The sequence below is a fragment of the Streptomyces sp. RFCAC02 genome (assembly GCF_004193175.1).
Classification (GTDB): Bacteria; Actinomycetota; Actinomycetes; order Streptomycetales; family Streptomycetaceae; genus Streptomyces.
The window spans coordinates 178592-197759 of the sequence record NZ_SAUH01000001.1; the positions used below are offsets into that span (position 1 = coordinate 178592).

General features: G+C 74.9%; 15 protein-coding genes. 9 read left to right on the forward strand and 6 right to left on the reverse strand.

The genetic code is table 11. The features are described 5' to 3' along the window. Positions 1–14: 14 nt before the first annotated feature. Positions 15–656, reverse strand: coding sequence for an SGNH/GDSL hydrolase family protein (locus EMA09_RS00765; protein WP_129837879.1), 642 nt, complete (start codon positions 654–656; stop codon positions 15–17). A gap of 92 nt (positions 657–748) precedes the next feature. On the opposite strand from EMA09_RS00765, the gene EMA09_RS00770 reads away from it, so the two are divergent. Next, complete coding sequence (locus EMA09_RS00770) at positions 749–2854, forward strand: GMC family oxidoreductase (protein ID WP_129837881.1); 2106 nt, start codon at positions 749–751, stop codon at positions 2852–2854. 21 nt (positions 2855–2875) lie between these two features. Here the strand turns inward: EMA09_RS00770 and pulA are convergent, their stop codons facing one another. Next, positions 2876–6556 carry a pullulanase-type alpha-1,6-glucosidase gene (pulA, locus tag EMA09_RS00775; RefSeq protein WP_129837883.1) on the reverse strand — a complete coding sequence of 1227 codons (3681 nt, stop codon included), beginning with the start codon at positions 6554–6556 and terminating at the stop codon, positions 2876–2878. Positions 6557–6739: 183 nt separating this feature from the next. On the opposite strand from pulA, the gene EMA09_RS28115 reads away from it, so the two are divergent. From EMA09_RS28115 to EMA09_RS00810, 7 genes are all read left to right on the forward strand, one after another. Further along, positions 6740–7627 carry a MurR/RpiR family transcriptional regulator gene (locus EMA09_RS28115; protein ID WP_168220611.1) on the forward strand — a complete coding sequence of 296 codons (888 nt, stop codon included), beginning with the start codon at positions 6740–6742 and terminating at the stop codon, positions 7625–7627. 179 nt (positions 7628–7806) lie between these two features. Further along, positions 7807–9003: an ABC transporter ATP-binding protein gene (locus tag EMA09_RS00785; protein WP_129837885.1), complete on the forward strand. Its 1197-nt coding sequence runs from the start codon at positions 7807–7809 to the stop codon at positions 9001–9003. An 86-nt stretch (positions 9004–9089) separates the two neighbouring features. Continuing rightward, a complete protein-coding gene (locus tag EMA09_RS00790) occupies positions 9090–10463 on the forward strand; it encodes an ABC transporter substrate-binding protein (RefSeq protein WP_129837887.1) in 1374 nt (457 codons plus the stop codon). 49 nt (positions 10464–10512) lie between these two features. Beyond that, on the forward strand, positions 10513–11301 hold the full coding sequence (locus EMA09_RS00795; protein WP_129837889.1) for a tyrosine-protein phosphatase: 789 nt from the start codon (positions 10513–10515) through the stop codon (positions 11299–11301). A 43-nt stretch (positions 11302–11344) separates the two neighbouring features. Continuing rightward, positions 11345–12226, forward strand: coding sequence for a metallophosphoesterase (locus EMA09_RS00800; RefSeq protein WP_129837891.1), 882 nt, complete (start codon positions 11345–11347; stop codon positions 12224–12226). A gap of 4 nt (positions 12227–12230) precedes the next feature. Beyond that, positions 12231–13211, forward strand: a complete 981-nt coding sequence (locus EMA09_RS00805; protein WP_206305880.1) for a sugar ABC transporter permease — start codon at positions 12231–12233, stop codon at positions 13209–13211. Positions 13212–13271: 60 nt separating this feature from the next. After that, positions 13272–14180: a carbohydrate ABC transporter permease gene (locus tag EMA09_RS00810; protein WP_129837893.1), complete on the forward strand. Its 909-nt coding sequence runs from the start codon at positions 13272–13274 to the stop codon at positions 14178–14180. Between the two features lie 20 nt (positions 14181–14200). Here EMA09_RS00810 and EMA09_RS00815 read toward each other — a convergent pair whose 3' ends face one another. Both EMA09_RS00815 and zwf read right to left on the reverse strand, forming a co-directional pair. Further along, positions 14201–16057, reverse strand: a complete 1857-nt coding sequence (locus tag EMA09_RS00815; RefSeq protein ID WP_129837895.1) for a glycoside hydrolase family 15 protein — start codon at positions 16055–16057, stop codon at positions 14201–14203. Between the two features lie 3 nt (positions 16058–16060). Then, a complete protein-coding gene (gene zwf, locus EMA09_RS00820; protein WP_129837897.1) occupies positions 16061–17491 on the reverse strand; it encodes a glucose-6-phosphate dehydrogenase in 1431 nt (476 codons plus the stop codon). 145 nt (positions 17492–17636) lie between these two features. Here zwf and EMA09_RS00825 point away from each other — a divergent pair, with 145 nt between their 5' ends. After that, positions 17637–18041 carry an NUDIX domain-containing protein gene (locus tag EMA09_RS00825; RefSeq protein WP_240796162.1) on the forward strand — a complete coding sequence of 135 codons (405 nt, stop codon included), beginning with the start codon at positions 17637–17639 and terminating at the stop codon, positions 18039–18041. 22 nt (positions 18042–18063) lie between these two features. Here the strand turns inward: EMA09_RS00825 and EMA09_RS00830 are convergent, their stop codons facing one another. Next, entirely contained in the window at positions 18064–18492 is a 429-nt protein-coding gene (locus EMA09_RS00830) for a DoxX family protein (protein ID WP_129837901.1), read from the reverse strand. A gap of 174 nt (positions 18493–18666) precedes the next feature. Then, positions 18667–19128 (reverse strand): GNAT family N-acetyltransferase, encoded by a 462-nt coding sequence (locus EMA09_RS00835; RefSeq protein WP_129843760.1) that lies wholly within the window; start codon positions 19126–19128, stop codon positions 18667–18669. Positions 19129–19168: the final 40 nt, after the last annotated feature.

Sequence of the window (19168 nt, forward strand, 5' to 3'; positions counted from 1 at the left end):
CAACAGGCGGGGCGTCACTCCGCGTCGAGGCGCACCAGGTCGGCCCACGCCTCGGCGAGGACGCGGTGGCCGAGGGGCGTGGGGTGCACGCCGTCCGCCGCGATGCGGGCGGGGTCGCCGGCGGTCCGGGCGGCCTGGTTGAGCAGCCCGTCGGCGGCGAGCAGCGCGGCGTCGAACTCCGCGGCGAGCCGCCGCACGGCGTGGATGCGCGGGTCGAGGTCCTCGCGCCAGTCCCACTGCGCGGCCGTGACGGGGACGACGAACGGTTCGACGAGCAGCAGGCGCGCGCCCGTCGCGTCCCGGAGCCGGGTGAGGAGGTGCCGGTAGTCGGCCTCCCACACCCCGGTGGCCGTCGTCTCGCCCTGGTCGTAGCGGCGCCAGGTGTCGTTGATGCCGATGAGGACGGACACCAGGTCGGGCTTGAGCGCGACGGCGTCCTCCTCCCAGCGGGCGCGGAGGTCGGTGATGCGGCTGCCGCCGATGCCCCGGTTGAGGACGACGGGGGCCGCGTCCGGGTGGCGCTCGCGCAGGAGGGCGGTGGCCGCCGCGGCGTAGCCGTCCCCGAGGCCGTCGCCGATCTGGCCCGTGCGGCCGGCGTCGGTGATGCTGTCGCCCTGGAAGAGGATGGTGGCGGTCGGGGGCAGGCGCAGGGGCATCGCGGGCTCCGGGAGAGAGTTGGGGGCACCGTTGTCGCAGTGAGTGCTGCGCAGAGACTAGACGACACAGTCGAGAAGGCAGGGAACCGGGCATGTCAGGCAGTGAGGCGGGCGGTGTCGTCCGTTCCGGGGAGGCGCGGTTGCGGGCGCTGGTGGAGGCCGTCGTGCCGGCGGACGACCGGCCGTCCGCCGTGGAGGCGGGCGGACTCGGGTTCCTGGCGCGGGTGCTGGCGCAGCGGCCCGACTGGGAGCCGCGCGTCGCGCGGGTGCTGGAGCGGGTGGGCGCCGGCGCCGAGGAGCGGTACGGGCGGCCGTTCGAGGACCCGGAGCTCGGCGCGGCGGACCGCGCCGCCGTTCTCGACGGGCTGCTCGGCGACGCCGACTACGTGTGGTTCGCGCAGCTCGTGAACGGCGGTCACTACGCGGACGAGGGCAACGGCGGCAACGCGGGCAACGCCTCGTGGGACGCGGTCGGCTGGCGGCCCGGCCTGCCGCCGGCCGCCGCCGGTGACGGGCACCGCGACGCCGTGGTGACGCCGGACGGCCTCGCCGCGCGGTACGACGTCGTCGTCGTGGGGTCGGGCGCGGGCGGGGGCGCGGCGGCCTGCCGGCTCGCGGAGGCCGGGCGGTCGGTGCTGGTGGTGGAGGCCGGTTCCTGGCCGGCCACCGGCGACCTGGCGCGCGACCACCTGCGGAACCCGCGCGCCTACTGGGACCTCGGGTCCCTCGCGGGCCCCGGGGACGAGGGCAATCCGCGTGTCCTCGCGACGGACGGCGGCCGCGTCGTGCTGCGCCCGTCCGACGGCCGGTGGAGCAACAACGCGATGACGCTCGGCGGCGGCACCCGGGTGTACGGGGCGCAGGCGTGGCGGTTCGGCCCGGACGACTTCCGGATGGCGTCGCGCTACGGCGTGCCGGAGGGCAGCACGCTCGCGGACTGGCCCTTCGGGTACGAGGAGCTGGCGCCGTACTACGAGCAGGCCGAGTGGGAGATCGGTGTGAGCGGCGGCCCCGACGACGGTCCGTACGCGGGGCGCCGTGCCCGTCCGCTGCCCATGCCGCCGCTTCCCACGGGCCGCGCGTACGACGTGCTGCGGGCGGGCGCCGGGAAGCTCGGGCTGTCCACGGTGGACACGCCGCTGCTCGTGAACTCGGTCCCCTACCTCGGCCGGCCCGCGTGTGCCCAGTGCTCGCTGTGCGTGGGGTTCGCGTGCACGGTGGACGCGAAGAACGGCAGCCACAACACGCTGCTGGCGCGTGCCTTCGCCTCGGGGAACTGCCGTGTCCTGCTGGAGGCGACGGCCGCGCGGCTGCTCACCTCGCCCGGCGGGCGGATCACGGGCGTGGCCGTCACCGGGCTGCGGGACGGGCGGCAGTGGCACGCCGAGGTCGCGGCGGGCGAGGTGGTCCTCGCGGCCGGCGCGGTGGAGACGGCCCGGCTGCTGCTGAACTCGGCGCACGACGCGGAGCCCCACGGCGTCGGCAACAACGCCGACCAGGTGGGGCGCCACCTCCAGGGCCACCTGTACGCCTCGGCGACGGGCGTCTTCGACGACCCGGTGGAGGACCTGATCGGCCCGGGTCCCTCCATCGCGACGGCCGACCACCGGCAGGACAACGCGGGGATCGTCGGCGGCGGCATCGTCGTCAAGGAGTTCGTGCCGACGCCGGCGAGCACCTACCGGAACCTGGTGGACGCGGGGCTGATACCCGTGCACGGGCTCGCGGCCAAGCGCGGCATGCGGGAGCTGGCGCCGCGGACGATGCGGCTGGCCGGTCCCGTGCAGGAGGTGACGACGGCGGGGGCGCGGGTGCGCGTCGATCCGGGGACGCGGGACCGTCTCGGGCTGCCGGTCGCGGTCCTCTCCGGCGCGCCGCACGCGGAGGACCTGCGGGCGCAGGCGTTCCTGGCCGAGCGGTGCGCCGAGTGGCTCACGGCCTCCGGCGCGCGGCGGGTCGTCACCTCGCGGCCGTCCGGCACGGGGCACGGCCCGAGCGCGGGGCAGCACCAGGCGGGCACCTGCCGCATGGGCACGGACCCGGCCCGTTCGGTCACCGACCCGTTCGGCCGGGTGTGGGGGCACGACAACCTGCGGGTCGCCGACGGGTCCCTGCACGTCACCAACGGGGGCGTCAACCCGGTGCTGTCCATCTTCGCCAACGCGCTGCGGGTCGCGGCCCACATGACGGCGTCCTGACGGCGCCCGTGGTGCGGCGCCTCACCCCGTGGTGCGGAAGACGGCCGCCGTCAGCGGCGGCACGGTGAACGTGCCGGTGCCGCTGTCGTACGCCGCCTCCCGCACCACCGGGTCGGCGCCGCCGGCCTGCACCGGGTCGAGGGCGTACGCGGCGCCGGCCGCCCCGGGGACGGTCTGCCGCGTCGTCCCGGTGGTGGCGTTGAGGACGACGACGAGCCCGTCGGCGGCGGGGTCGGCGTCCGTCCCCCCGGCCGTGTCGTCGATCCGCATGACGATGACGCCGGGCGTCTGGCCGGTGCCCGCGCCGGGGAAGGTGACCTTCTCCCGGATCAGGTCGGCGGTCCCGAGGTGGAGGAGGGGGTTGCCCGCGCGCAGGGCGACGAGGTCACGGGCGAGCGCGTCGGCGGCGGCCAGGTCGGCGGGGGCCGGGCGCAGGGCGGGGTCGGCGAGGCGGGGGCGCGCGTGGTCCCACAGCGCGCCGTTGTCGTCCTCGGGCGGCAGTCCGCGGCCGAACCCGTTGTCGGTGCCGGAGGGGTCGTAGAGGTTGAACCAGTCGCCGGAGTTGTAGCTGTTGCCGTCGAAGGACTTGCTGCGGAGCAGTTCGGTGCCGGCGTGCCAGAAGGTGGTGCCCTGGCCGAGCGCCGTGGTGGCGAGGGCGAGGATCTGGTGGCGCACGCGGTCGGACATGGGGGTGTCCGTGGGGAGTTTGTAGGCGAGGCTGTCGTAGAGCGTCAGGTTGTCGTGGGCCTCGACGTAGGTGATGGCCTCCTGCGGGTCGGCGGTGTAGCCGGTGGGGGCGCCGCCGCCGTACGGGACCTCGGCGCCGCGCACGGTGCGGCCGGTGCGGTCGGTGAAGGTGTAGTCGGCGAGGTTGCCCGTGAGGCCGACGCGGATCTGGTCCTGCAGCAGGAGGAGCCGGTCGCGCTGCTCCGCCTCGCTCCCGTTCACGGCGGCGCCGTTCGGGTCGGTGAACAGGCCGCTGGCGAAGCCCTGGACGCGCGGGTCGGCGTCGAACGGGCCGCCGCCGCGCACCGCGTCGCGCAGCCGGTCGTTGAAGGTGCCGACGCCGGTGCCCGCCATGTTCTCCTGGGTGGCCTGGACGAAGCGGGCGTCGCCGGCGACCTCGCCGAAGTCCCAGCCCTCGCCGTACAGGACGACGGCGCTCCCGTCGACGCCGTCGCGCTCGGGCGTGAGGGCGTCCAGGGCGGCGCGCACCCCGGTGATGACACTCTTCGGGTGGTGGCCCATGAGGTCGAAGCGGAAGCCGTCGACACGGTAGGCGGTGGCCCAGGTGACGACGGAGTCGGTCATGAGCTTGGCCATCATGGCGTGTTCTGTGGCGGTGTTCGAGCAGCAGGTGGACGTGGTGACGGCGCCGTCCGCGTCGAGGCGGTGGTAGTAGCCGGGGACGATGCGATCGAGGTTGCCGGTGCCGTCCTGGCCGTGGTCGGGCGTGTGGTTGTACACGACGTCCATGACGGTGCGCAGGCCGGCGTCCCGCAGCCCCGCGACCATGGCGCGGAACTCCAGGGTGCGCCGGCCGCCGTCCGGATCGGTGGCGTAGGAGCCCTCGGGGGTCGTGAAGTGCTGGGTGTTGTAGCCCCAGTCGAAGCCGTCGCGGTCGCGCACCTCGGCGACGCACGCCTGCTGCCGGTCGCTGTCGGGGGCCTCGGACGGCAGGTCGCAGTCGGGCTCCGCCCGGTCAGCGCGGCGTTCGGGGACGGGGCTGAAGTCGGCCGTGGGCAGGAGGTGGACGGCGGTCGGCCCGTGCTCGGCGAGCGCGGCGAGGCGGCGCATGCCGTCCGTGTCCGGGTCGGTGAACGCGGCGTAGGTGCCGCGCCGTTCGGCGGGCACGGTGGTGTCGGCGACGGAGAAGTCGCGGACGTGCAGCTCGTGGATGGTGAGTTCCTCGGGCGCCGCGGCCGAGGGGGCGGGGATGTCGTCCCAGCCGTCGGGGGCGAGGGCCGGGTCGGCGAGGTCGAGCAGGACGCTGCGGGCGCCGTCGGCGGTGAGGCCGAGGGAGTACGGGTCGGTGACCTCGTTGTGCTCGACGCGGCCGGTCTCCGGGACGAAGACCTCCACGTCGAAGACGTACGCGTCGTCCTTCCAGCCGGGTTCGCCGCGCACGCTCCACACGCCGTCGCCGTCCGCGCCGGGGGTGAGGTCCGCCGTGGCCGTCGGCGTCCCGGCGCCCGGTGTGTCGTACAGGCGGACGGTGACGGAACGGGCGGTGGGCGCCCACAGGGTGAGGGTCGGTGTGCCGTCGCCGTCGAAGGCGGGGCCGAGCGCGCGGGAGCGAGCGGCGGCGTACAGGTCGTCCAGGACGCCGGGCGTCTGCAGGCGGGTCGACGCGGCGAGACGCCCGTCGGCGCCGAACGCGGCGATGGCGAGGTCGCCGCTCAGGAGGGCGCGCAGGTCGTCGTCGCCGAGGTCGCCGGGCAGCCGCAGCGAGCCGAGGGACGCCAGGTGCGGGTACGCCTCCCGGGTGTCGGCGGGCAGGCCGGACGGCTCGTGGGTGAGGGGGACGCCGTGGCTGTCCTGGCCGATCGTCACCCCGCCGTCGCGTGCGGCGTACAGCCAGAACGTGCGGCCGGCGACGGCCTCCTCCCAGGCGATGCGGTCGCGGGTGAGCCAGTGCGCGCGGAACGTGTCGCCGGGGGCGGTGCCGTCGCCCGGCGGTGCCCCGGTGTCGATGGCGAGGACGTGGTCGTCGGCGGTGTAGGTGAAGGTGACGGTCCCGCCGCCGTCGGGGACACGGAAGGCGATGTTGGGGCCGTTGCGCTCGCCGCCCGCGCCGTAGTTCTCGTCCCAGGTACCGCCGATGGCGACCTTGGCCTCGTGGGCGCCGGCCGGGATGCCGGTGGTGCTCCAGGTGAACGTGCCGTCGCCGTCCTCGTCGGTGAGCCGGGTCAGGTCGCACGCGGGCTGCCAGTCCGCTTCGCAGCCGGCGGCGGACTGGAAGGTGCCGACGGCGGTGACGAGGGGCGGCTCGTCGGCGGTGACGGTGTGGGTGGCGGTGACCGTGGCGTCGATGCGGTGGGTGGCGGCGTCGAAGCGGAAGGTCGTCCTGGCGCCGCCGGGCGGGACGGTGAAGTGGACGGACTCGCCGCCCCGTACGCCGCCGGCGCCGTAGGCCCCGGTCCACGCGCGGTCGGTGACGGCCTTCACCTGGTGGTCGCCCGCCGGGACGGCGAAGGTCGTGAAGGTGTGGACGCCGTCGCCGTCCGGATCGTCGAGCCAGGCGCGCAGGCAGTCGGGCGACCAGTCGGCGGGGCAGCCGAGCGCGGCCTGGAAGGTGCCGGCGGCCGTCACGATCGCGGTGCCGAGGTCGTCGGCGGTGCGGTGGGTCGCGGGGTCGTGGACGACGGTGACGCGGGCGCCGCCCGCCGGGACGGAGAGGGGGGCGGCCCGGCCCGTGTCCGCCGTCGTGCCGTACGTCCACTCGCCCTCCGGGAGCGCGAACGTGCCGGACCAGGTGCCGTCCGGCGCGGGGCTGAGCCGGGCGGCCGGGCAGTCGGCGCCGGCCGCGGGACAGCCGAGGGCCTCGGTGACGGTGCCGGTCAGCGCGACGGCTGGGGGCGTGCCGGCGCCGGCCCCGTCCGCGTGGGCCGGGCCGGTGCCTTCGGGGGTGAACAGGCAGGCGAGCAGCGCCAGGGCGCCCAGCGCCGCGCCGGTCCTGCGCCCGGAGTTCCGGTGCCTCATGACGGATGCCTCCCGGTGCGGTGGGGCGACGGGGACGGAACACGGCCCCGGCCTGTGGTCTTCCCGCGCGGCGCGGTCCCCGATCCGTGCCGGACGCCCGCACACGTGCGCGAGAGGGACGGCCCGCGTCCGCACCGTCCTCCCGCCGTCCTCCCGTCATCCACGCGTGGTAGGGCTGGGGGCGTGAGCGAACAGTTTCTCGACCCGCCCGTGGGCGGGACGCTGGCCTGCGTACGGGCGGCCCTGCCGACGCTGAACCCCAGCGAGCGGCGGGTCGCCGCCGTGGTGCTCGACCGGGCGGCCGATGTGCGCGAGTGGACCGTGGCGGATCTCGCGGGCGCGGCGGGGACGTCGCGCGCCAGCACGGTCCGGGCGTGCCAGCGCATGGGGTTCAAGGGGTTCCAGCATCTGCGCATCCTGCTGGTGCGGGACATCGCGTCGGCGGCCCCGCGGGGCGGGCCCGCGCTCGATCCGCAGGCGGAGCCGGCCGAGGTGGCCCGCGGGGTGTTCCGCACGGTGGCCGACGCCCTCGGCGAGTCGCTGGCGCCGCTGGACGGGGCGGAGTTCGCGCGCGCGGTCGACGCGGTGGCCGCGACGCCCCGGCTGCTCGTGCTGGGCAACGGCGGTTCAGCGCCGGCGGCGCAGGGGGCCGCGCTGCGGCTGATGCGGCGCGGACGGTCGGCCGAGGCGCCGGGCGATGCGATCGTGCAGGAGGTGACGGCGCGGACCCTCGGTCCCGGCGACGTGTGCCTCGCGATCAGCGACAGCGGGCTCAACCTGGTCACGCTGCGCGGAGCCGCCGCGGCCAGGGCGGCCGGTGCCACGGTGGTGGGGCTGACCAGTTTCCACCGGTCCGAACTGGCGCGGCACGCGGATGTGGTGCTGGTCGCGGGGCCGGGCGGCGGCCCGTTCAGCTCGCGGGTGCAGACCGGCGGCGTGGTGCAGACACTTCTGCTGAACGCGCTGGAGATCTGCGTACAGGCCCGTGACCTGGCGGCGGGCCGTCAGGACGCGGCGGAGCTGGCCACCGTCGCCGACTTCATCGAACGCCCGGAGACCGGGGCCGGCTGAGCGCCCGCCGCGGGGCGAACCGGACACACCCGGCATGTGTTGCTGGGGACGCCTTCCGTGAAGGGTCGTTTTCCGGCCACGCGCCATTCACACACCCCTCCCATGCTGACTCGTGGAACAGCGAACCGAAATCAGCAGATCTCCATGGAACGAGATTCCGTGGCAGGGCGGGAGGCACCGTGAGCGGTATCCGGATCGAGGCTCTGACGCGCCGCTTCGGCGGGTCGGTGGCCGTGGACGGCATCGAACTGGACATCGCGGACGGGGAGTTCCTCGTCCTGCTCGGGCCGAGCGGCTGCGGCAAGACGACGCTGCTGCGCATGATCGCCGGCCTGCTCGAACCCACCTCGGGCCGCATCTGGCTGGACGGCCGCGACATCACCCACGAACCCCCGCGGCGGCGGGACGTCTCCATGGTGTTCCAGAGCTACGCGCTCTACCCGCACCTGACGGTCGAGAAGAACATCGGCTTCCCGCTGCGCGCCAGGGGCGCGGACCGTGCCGCCGCGCGGGAGACCGTCCGCGACGTCGCCGAGCGCCTCGAACTCGGCCATGTGCTCGGCCGGCGCCCCAAGCAGCTCTCGGGCGGGCAGCGGCAGCGCGTGGCCCTGGGCCGCGCCCTGGTGCGCGAGCCCAAGGCGTTCCTCATGGACGAGCCGCTGTCGAACCTGGACGCCAAGCTCCGCACCGCGACCCGCGTCGAACTGGCCGAACTCCACCGCAGCCTGGGCGCCACCTTCGTGTACGTCACCCACGACCAGGTGGAGGCCATGACCATGGCCACCCGCGTCGCGCTGCTCAACGGCGGCCGGCTGGAGCAGGTCGGCACGCCCGCCGAGATGTACGACACCCCCGCCACCGTGTTCGCCGCCGGATTCCTCGGCACCCCGCCGATGAACCTGATCGACGCCCGCGTGGAGACCTCCGACGGCTGGGTCACCGCGCGGGCGGCCGGCCTCGAAGCCCACCTGTGGGCCGGTGCGACGCCCGCGCGCGACATCGTCTTCGGCGTGCGTCCCGAGCACCTGACGCTGCTCGCCCCCGGCGGCGCCGAGCCGCGCGGCACGGCGCGAGGCGGCCCGTCCGTCCTGCTTGAGGGCACCGTGACGGCCGTCGAGAACTTCGGTTTCGAGGAGGTCGCCCAGGTCGCCGTCGGCGAGGGCCGCGCCGCCCTGCGCGGCCCGCGCCCCCTCGGTGTCCGCGAGGGCCGGCCGGTGCGGCTGGCCGCCGACCCGGACCGGGTCCACCTCTTCGACCGCGCCACCGGCCGCCGGCTCGTCCGGGACCCGGCCGCCGGCCGGACCCCGGGCGACCGCCCCGCCGCCCCCGCGCCCGTCCCCGCGGTCTCCGCCGCCCCGACGGGCCAAGCCGTCTGACTCCCGTCCTCCCCCTTCCCCCTGCGCCGCGCGTCCCCGCCGGGGCACCGCGCGGCACACCCCACCACGCCCCTGGAGAGCAACCGATGCGTCCCCTTCACCGCGGCGGCCCGCGCGCCGCCGCCCTGGCCGGCGCCCTGCTGATCGCCGCGACCGCCTGCGGCGGGCTCGGCAGCACCGACACGTCCGGCACCTCCGACGGCGGCGCCGGCGACGTCGTCCCCGAACTCGCCGCGGACCAGCAGGTCGAGATCACCTTCGAGAGCTACAACCTCGCCCAGTCCGGCGCCTGGTCGGACACCATCAACGGGCTGCTCGACGAGTTCCAGGAGGAGCACCCCAACATCACCGTCCACGCGCAGCCCCCGCAGGGCGGCCAGAGCGACGGCAGCAACACCATCAGCAGCGTGCAGACCCAACTGCTCGCCGGATCACCGCCCGACGTGGCCCAGCTGACGTTCGACGGCCTCGACTTCGCGGTGAACGGGCTGCACGCCAAGTCGCTCGACGACCTGTTCGGGACGGACGCCGTCCAGGCCCAGTTCGACGGCGAGCACCCCTACCACGAGCGCGCCCGCACCCTGGGCGACTGGGACGGCGAGACGTACGGCGTCCCGTACGTCTTCTCCACGCCCGTCCTGTACTACAACGCCGACCTGTTCACCGCCGCCGGCCTCGACCCCGACCAGCCGCCCACCACCTGGGAGGAGGTCGCCGACGCCGCCACCGCGATCGGGGACGCCACCGGCTCGCAGGGCGCGGTCGTCGGCTGCCTCGACCCGGTCGGCTCCTGGTGCATGCAGGGCATCATCCGCTCCGCGGGCGGCAGCGTCATCTCCGACGACCGCGAGAGTCTCACCTTCGGCGAGGGCGCGGCAGTCGACGCCGTCGCCGGGATGGCGGACCTGGTCGAGCAGGGCGCCGTGGCCGACCTCGACTCGACCCAGGGCCTGGAGGCGTTCGGCCGGGGCGACGCGGCGATGCTCCTCCAGTCCTCCGCCGTGCAGGGGTCGCTCACCCAGTCCGCCGAGGCCGGCGGCTGGGACCTGCGGGCGGCGGCGATGCCCGGCTTCACGGGGCAGGACGCCGTGCCCACCAACTCCGGCTCCGCCCTGTTCGTCTTCTCCGACGACGCCGCCAAGCAGCGCGCGGCCTGGGAGCTGATCACCTTCCTGACCAGTGACCACGCGTACGAACGGATCGCCACCGGCATCGGCTACCTGCCGCTGCGCACCGGCCTCGTGGACGACGGGCTGAGCGAGTGGGCCGCGGACAACCCGCTGCTCGCCCCCAACCTGGAACAGCTCGACCGCCTGGAGCCCTGGCAGTCCTTCCCCGGTGACAGCTTCGTGCAGATCACCGACCTGTGGATGGACGCCGTCCAGTCCGCCGTCTTCGACGGGGCCGACCCCGCCGGCGTCCTGGGCGACGCGCAGGAACGCGCCCAGGACCTCCTGTGACCCCGACGCCCCCCGCCCAGCACAGCCCCCGCACCGGTCCTGGAGGGACATGACCACCGCACCCACCCACTCGACGGCCCGCCTGCCGCTGGCCGGCACCCACAACGTCCGCGACACGGGCGGCCTGCCCGCCGAGGGCGGCACGATCCGCACGGGCCACCTGCTGCGCGGGGACGCGCTGCACCGGCTCGACGACGAGGGCCGTGCCCTGCTGGCCCGCCTCGGCCTGCGCACCGTCCTCGACCTGCGCGACAGGAGCGAGCGCGACCGGGCGCCCGACCGGCTCGACGGTCTGGACGCCGCCTATGTGAGCGTCGCCGTGCTCGGCGACCGTCTGCACGACCAGGGATCCGGCGACCTGGACCTCGACGAGGTCTACCGCTGGCTGGTCGAGGACCACGCCGACCGGCTGGGCAGCGCGGTCGCGGCCCTGTGCGCCCCCGGCGCGCTCCCCGCGATCGCGCACTGCTCGGCCGGCAAGGACCGCACGGGCGTCGTCGTCGCCCTGGTGCTCTCGGTCCTCGGGGTCGGCGACGACGACATCGTCACGGACTACACGGCGTCCGAGGCGCTGCTGTCCGGCGCGTTCCTGGACGACATCCGCGAGCACTTCGCCGACGCGGGCATCCCGGCCGGTCTCGCGCGGGCCGCGACCGCCGCGCCCGCGGAGCTGATCCGCACCACCCTGGTCCGTGTCCGCGCCGGCCACGGCACCGTGCGCGCGTTCCTGCTGGCCCACGGCGTCACGCCGGAGGGCCTGGACCGGCTGCGCGCCGCCCTCGTCGAGCCGGAGCCCGGCACGGCGAACGAACCCGGCGCCCGGCTCGAACTCGTCTGACCCGGCCCTCCGCCCCCCTCCCCGACTCACCGAGAGAAGCGTCATGACCGACAGCGTCACCCCCGACCACCTCATCGTCCACTTCAGCGACACCCACTTCACCGGCGGCGACAAGCCCCTGCACGGCGTCGCCGACACCCGCGCCAACCTCACGGCCGCCCTGCAGGCCGTGGAGGCCGCCGGCATCACGCCCGACGCCCTCGTCTTCACCGGCGACCTGGCCGACACCGCCGACGCCGACGCCTACGACCGGCTGCGCCGCACCGTCGAGCCGGCCGCCGAACGGATCGGCGCCCCCGTGGTCTGGGTGATGGGCAACCACGACGAGCGCGGCGCGTTCCGCGCGGGCCTGCTGGACGCCGACCCGACCGACGAGCCGTACGACACGGTGCACCGCTTCGGCGGCCTGCGGCTCATCGCCCTCGACTCGACGGTGCCCGGCGAGCACTACGGCGAGATCGTCCAGGAGCAGCTCGACTGGCTCGCCGATGAACTGGCCACGCCCGCCGAGGGCGGCACGATCCTCGCCCTCCACCACCCGCCGCTGGCCCCCACCAGCGACCTGCTGCGCCTGGTCGACCTGCGGGAGCGCGAGCGGCTCGCCGAGGTCGTGGCCGGCAGCGATGTCCGGATGATCCTCGGCGGCCACTACCACTACGCGTCGAGCGGCCTGTTCGCCGGCGTGCCGGTCGCGGTCGCCGCCGCCACCTGCTATTCGACGGACATCCTGTCCCCCGCCTCCTCGGCGCACCGCGGCATGGACGCGGGACAGTCGTTCAACCTCGTGCACTGCTTCGGCGGCGACACCGTCGCCTCCACCACGCCGTGGGGCGACGCGCAGACCCTGTACGAGGTGACCACGGAGCAGATGGCCACGTGGCTGGCCGCCGGCGACCGGGGCGCCGACGCGGTGGCGGGGAGCTGAGGCCGTGCTCGTCGAGGCACTCCCCACGGCCGGCCGCCCGGCCCCGTCGGCCCCGGCCGGCGAGGCGGGCGGCCCGGCCCGGGCGCCGCGCCGCCGGCTGCGCGCCCTGGGCAGGCACCTGGTGCCGCTGCTGTACATCGCGCCGGCGTTCGCGCTGCTGGTCCTGTGGACCTACCGCCCCCTCGCCCAGACGTTCCAACTGTCCTTCTACGACTGGAACATGGTGCCGTCGAACCCGATGACACCGGTCGGTCTCGACAACTACCGCGAGGTGCTGGCCCTGCCGGAGATGTGGCAGGCGATCCGCACCACCGCCCTCTACATCGGCGCGCTCCTGGTCTTCTCCACGGTGCTGCCCGTCGTCATCGCCCTGCTCACCCGGCGGGTCGGCGGCCGAGCCCGCGGCTTCTACCAGGCGCTCATCTTCGTGCCGGTGCTGATCACGCCGGTGGCCACGGCCGCGGTGTGGCGCTGGCTGCTGGCGCCCGAGGGCGGCCCGCTGACCACGCTGCTCTCCGCCTTCGGCATGGAGCCCGTCAACTGGTTCCGCGACCCGCAGCTCGCCGTGCTCGCCGTCGTCCTGATCACCGGGTGGCAGCTCATGGGCTTCGGCGTGCTGGTGGTGGCGGCCGGGCTGACCGGGATCGGCCCGGACTACGCGGCCGCCGCATCCACCGACGGGGCCACCGCCTGGCAGACCACCCGCTGGATCACTCTGCCGCTGCTGTCGCCCACCCTGGTGTTCCTGGCGCTGATGACGCTGCTGCTGTCGGCGCAGTGGACGTTCCCGGTGATCGACGTCCTCACCCAGGGCGGGCCGGGCAACGCCACGTCCAACGTCTACCACCTGCTGTGGCAGTTCGGGTTCCGCAACTTCGACGCGGGCCTGTCGGCCGCGGCCGGTGTGCTGTTCTTCGTCGCCTTCACGCTGGTGGCGCTGCTCTTCGTGAAGCTGATGGACCGGCTCAGCTTCTACGACGACTGAGCCCGCCCGTCCGCTGCCGTTCACCGCCGTTCACCGCCAGGAACACACAGGAGCCCCGACATGACCCTCGTCCTGCTGGACCCGCCCACCGCCCCGGCCCCCGACCCCGTCGAGCCACCCCCGGGAGCCGCCCCCGGCGCGGCGCCCGCGCGGGGCGCCCTGCGCGGCCTGGCCGCGCGCGCCGGCGGGCACCTGCTGCTGATCGCCGTCGCCCTGGCCGCGATCGGCCCGGTGTACTGGATGTTCCTCACGGCGCTGCGCCCGTCGGGGGACGTCCTCTCCCAGTCCCCGCTGCCGTGGCCGCTGAGCCTGGAGAACGTCACCCACGTGTGGGACAGCATCCCGATGCTGCGGATGCTGCTCAACACGCTGCTCGTGTCGGTGGCCACGGCGGCGGCGCAGTTGCTGATCGCCATACCCGCCGCCTACGGCTTCGCCCGCTGGCGGTTCCCGGGGCGCGGGCTGCTGTTCCTGATGTTCATCGGCTCGTGGATGATCCCGTTCCAGGTCACGATGATCCCGAACTACGTCCTGCTGTCGCAGCTCGGCCTGCTCGGCACGCTCGCCGGCGTCGTCGTGCCGAACCTGTGCGCGCCCATGGCCGTGATGATGCTGCGGCAGCACTTCCAGGCGTTCCCCCGGGAGCTGCTGGACGCCGCCACCATGGACGGCCGGGGGAGCTGGCGGGCGCTGTGGACGGTCGTGCTGCCGAGCACCCGGCCCGCGCTCGCCTCGCTGTTCATCCTCATGTTCATCTCCGCGTGGAACGACTACCTGTGGCCCGCCCTCGTGCTCCAGCGGGCGGACTCCGTCGTCCAGATCGGCATCCGCAGCTTCCTGGGCGCCGAGGGCAACGACTGGGGCGCGGTGATGGCGGCGTCCGGGCTGTCCTGCGTGCCGGTCCTCGTGATCTACGCGCTGCTGCAGCGGCAGGTCCAGGACTCGTTCGTCCGCTCCGGCCTGCGCTGAGAGGTGCGGCGGCGCGGGCCTCAGCCCAGGGCGCGGTCGAGGTTCACGGCGGCGCTGATCAGCGCGAGGTGCGTGAACGCCTGCGGGAAGTTCCCGAGGTGCTCGCCGGTGAGGCTGATCTGCTCCGCGTACTGGCCGACGTGGTTGGCGTAGGTGAACGTCTTCTCCAGCGCGATCCGCGCCTGCTCCGCCTGCCCGGTGCGGGTGAGGGCCTCGACCCACCAGAACGAGCAGATGGAGAAGGTGCCCTCGACGCCGGTGAGCCCGTCCGGGGACAGCGCCGGGTCGTACCGGAAGACGAGGCTGTCGGTGACGAGCTGCTCGGTGATGGCGGCGAGCGTGGCGGTGAAGCGCGGGTCGGCGGGCGAGATGAACTTCACCATCGGCATCAGCAGCAGCGACGCGTCCAGCACGGGCCGGTCCCGCCCGGCGCCCTCCGGGGCGCGCAGGGATTGGACGAACGTCCCGGCGGCGGCGTCCCAGCCGCGGTCCATCACCTGCCGGTAGATGCGGTCGCGCGCCGCGCTCCAGCGGACGATGTCGCCCGGCAGGCCGCGGTGGCGCGCCATCCTGATCATCCGTTCGACGGCGACCCAGCACATGACGCGCGAGTACGTGTGGTCCCGCCGCCCGGCCCGGGTCTCCCAGATGCCCTCGTCGGGCCGGTCCCAGTTCTCCAGCAGCCAGTCGAGGACGCCGCACAGGTCCGTCCAGCCGTCGTGCGCGATGCCCGCGCCGTACTTGTTGAACAGGTAGACCGAGTCGACGAGTTCGCCGTAGATGTCGAGCTGTGTCTGGTCGGCCGCCGCGTTGCCCGTGCGGACGGGGCGCGAACCCCGGTAGCCGGCGAGGTGGGAGAGTTCCTCCTCGGGCAGGTCGGGCCGCCCGTCGATGGTGTACATGACCCGCAGCGGGCCGGCCGGGCCGCCGCCCGAGCGGAGCGGGCCGCGCGTCAGCCACCCGATGAACGCCTCGGCCTCCTCCGTGAACCCGAGGCGCAGCAGCGCGTACAGGGAGAACGCCGCGTCCCTGATCCACACGTGCCGGTAGTCCCAGTTCCGGCCGCCGCCGATCCGCTCCGGCAGGCCGAGCGTCGGTGCGGCGACGAGCGCGCCGCTCGGCTCGTGCGTGAGCAGCTTCAGGGTGAGCGCCGAGCGGTGCACCATCTCGCGCCAGCGCCCGGTGTACGCCGACCCGCTGAGCCAGCCGCGCCAGAACGCCACGGTCCGCTCGAACAGCGCGTCGGCGTCCCCGGGGTCCGGCCGGTCCCCGCGGCCGGTGCGGCCGGGCTCCCCCACCTCCAGGACGAACACCTCGGAGTGCCCCTCCTCCAGCGAGAACTCGGCGCGGGCGTCCATGCCGTCGGCGCGCAGCGGGACGGTACTTCCGACCGCCAGCTCCACCGGACCGCCGGTGAACCGGACGCCGCCGTCCGGCCGGACGGCCACCCGGTGCCGCGCCCGCCCGTAGTCCATGCGTGGCGCGATCTCGACGGCCATCCGCATGCGGCCGCGCACGTTCACGACGCGGCGCACCAGGCGCTGCCGGTGCGCGGGGTCGTGGGCGCGCGAGACCGGCATGAAGTCCTGCACCTCCACCATGCCGTCCTCGGTGAGCATGCGGGTGATGAGGATGTTGGTCTCGGGGAAGTAGAACTGCTGCCGCGTCGCGACGTCGCACAGCGGCGCGATCCGCCAGTGGCCGCCCCGGCGGGCGTCCAGGAGCGCGCCGAAGACGCTGGGCGAGTCGAAGCGGGGCGCGCAGAACCAGTCGACGCGCCCGTCCGTGCCGACGAGCGCGGCCGTCCGCAGATCGCCGATGAGGCCGTGCTCGGCGATCGGCAGGTACGGCGGGTCGAGCGGGGATGCGGCAGTCACGCGTCAGCCCACCGCCCAGCCGCGCTCGCCCGGCAGCCGTGACGCGGCGTCGGGCCCCCAGGAGCCGCGCGCGTACGGCAGGGCGGGCGGCGGGGCCTTCAGGACCGGGTCGCAGACCTCCCAGAGGCGTTCGATCTCGGCGGCGCCGGTGAACAGCGTGCGGTCGCCGCGCATGGCGTCGAGCAGCAGCTTCTCGTACGCCTCAAGCGGCTCGCCCGCCGCGAACGCCTCGTCCGCGCGGAAGGTGAACCGGCCGCGTGCCAGCCGCAGGTCGGGTCCCGGGCGTTTGGCCCGCACGTCGAGACTGACCACCGGATCGCCCGTCAGGTCGAACACCAGCTCGTCGGGCGCGCCGGTGTCCCGCGCCGCGGCGCCGAACAGCGCGTGCGGCGGGTTGCGGAAGCCGACGGTGACGACGCGCAGCGACCGTGCCAGCGCCTTGCCGGTGCGCAGGAAGAACGGGACGCCCTGCCAGCGCCAGTTGTCGACCCGGGCGCGGAGCGCGACGAACGTCTCGGTGGGCGAGTCGTCCGCCACGCCGTCCTCGCCGCGGTAGCCGTCGTACTGGCCGAACACGACATCGGCCGGGTCGAACGGCCGCAGGGCGCGGTACACCTTCAGCTTCTCGGCGCGCAGTTCGTCGGCGGCGATCCGCACGGGCGGCTCCAGGGCGAAGAAGCCGAGGAGCTGGCACAGGTGGGTGGCGATCATGTCGCGGAAGGTGCCCGTGGATTCCATGAAGCGGGCGCGCCCCTCGATGCCGAGCGTCTCGGGGACGTCGATCTGCACGTAGGCGATGTGGTCGCGGTTCCACACCGGCTCGAAGAGGCCGTTCGCGAACCGCAGGGCGAGGACGTTCTGCACGGCCTCCTTGCCGAGGAAGTGGTCGATGCGGAAGACCCGTTCCTCCGGGACGAACCGGGCGACCGCGGCGTCCAGCGCGCGGGCGCCGGCCAGGTCCCGGCCGAACGGCTTCTCCATGACGAGGGTGGCGTCCTCGGCGAGACCCGCGCCGCCGAGCATGCCGATCATCGGCTCGGCGGCGCCGGGCGGCACGGACAGGTAGTACAGGACGCGGGCGTGGCCGCCGAGGTCGTCCCGCGCCCGGCGCACCGCGTCGGCCAGCGCCGACCCGTCGTCGGCCGAGGCGACGGCGTAGCGGACGCGGCCGGCGAGGTCGCGCCAGGCGCCGGCGTCGAACGCCCCGTCCCCCGCCAGGTCGCGCACGGCGTCCCCGAGCCGGTCGCGGAACGCGTCGTCGTCGCCCTGCGGGTGCCGTCCCGAGGCGATGACGAGGAACGCGTCCGGGAGCATCCCGGCCCGCAGCAGCCGCAGCAGGGCGGGGAACAGCTTGCGGCGGGCGAGGTCGCCGGTGGCGCCGAAGATCACCAGGATCTGCGGCTCGGCGGACGCGGTGCGGTCGGCGGGGGCCATGGGCTTCGCCTCTCCTCGGCAGGGGACACGGCGAGACCCACGATGCGTCCGGCCGCCGCCCCGGCCAACGTCCCCCGCCGCTGTCGTCCGGCGGATCACCGGTCTGCCGACGGCGGGCGCGGGCGGGCCGTACACCATGGTGTCCGTGACGCTGAACGGAGAAACGACCACCGCCCCGGGGACCGTCCGGGAGGGACGTCTCCTGGTCGTGAGCAGGCGGGCCGCTCCCGAGGTGTTCCACCTCCGGGGCGGGAAACCGGAGCCGGGTGAGGAACCGCTCGACGCGCTGGTGAGGGAGCTGGACGAGGAGCTGGGTGCCGCGCCCGTGGCGCCCCGGCTCCTCGCCGAAGTGGAGTCCGTCGCGGCGCTGGAGGGGGTGCCGATGAGGCTCACGGTCTACGCGGCGGGCCTGAGCCGGCCGCCGAGGACCGCCACCGAACTGGCGGACCTCCGGTGGATCACCGGACGGGAGGAGGGCGTGCGCCTCGCGCCCGCCGTGACGGGCCACGTGCTGCCGCTGCTGCGGCGGAGCGGCGCCATGGCGGCCTGAACCCAGGCCGGGGCGCCGCGCGTCAGGGCAGGGTGAGGGCCACGACCGCGATGAACACGATCTGGACGGCCGTGCGCCGCCCGAGCGGGTCCCCCTGGGCGACGCCGCGGCGCGCCGCCGACACGTTCGCCGGGAACATGGCGACCAGCAGCAGGATCAGGCAGACGGCGGCGGCCGTGGCGGTCGCGGGGATCAGCAGCCCGATCGCGCCGGCGACCTGCAGGACGGCCGTCGCGCTCACCAGCAGGTCGGGCCTCGGCATGCGCGGGGGCACCATGCCGATGAGCTGGGCACGCAGCCGCGGCTGGACGTGGGCTGCGGCGGTGAACAGGAACATGAGGGCGGCGCCGACCCGCAGCGACGGCTCCCATCCGTCCACCGCGTCCACGCCGGCCAGCCCGATCAGGCGGGCGACGACGAAGCCGGCGACGAGGGGGACGAGCGGTTCCACGGGGCCTCCCGGACGGTGCGGCGCGCGGCCGGGGCGGGGCCGGGCGGTGCACAGTCTCGCGACCCGCCGCGCCCGCCACCGGCCGACACACCCGGCCGTTCGGGCGGATCCCGGCGGCGGCCGGTACGCGACGCACCGCGAACCGGCCGAAGGGTTCCCTCCCACCGGGACCCGTCAGCCGACGCGCCGCGCGAGCACCTGCCCCGGCCAGGTACCGGACAGGAAACGTTCGGTGGGGTCGAAGCCGTTGCGCCGGTAGAAGGCGACCAGTTCACCTCCGCCACCGGCCCAGCAGTCGACGCGCAGCAGCGCCACCCCGGCCCGCCGGGTCCGCTCGACGGCATGGCCGAGCAGCGCGGCACCGATCCCCCGCCCCGCGTACCGGCGGTCGGACACGAGCAGCCGGACGTATCGCTCGGGCTCACCGGCCGGCGCGATCGGCATCCGCGGACTGGGACCGGAATCGAGCACGAGGGCACCGACGGGCACACCCCTCAACTCCGCGACGTACGGATCGTTCTCGCTGAAGTACCGCTCGACACGCTCGACACCGCCGGGCTTCCGGGAATAGGGCGTGGTACCCCACTGCTCGGTGTTGCCACGGGCGTTCATCCAGACAACAGCACCATCGAGCATGCCGAGCACACCCGGAACATCCCCCGGCCTCCCCGGCCTG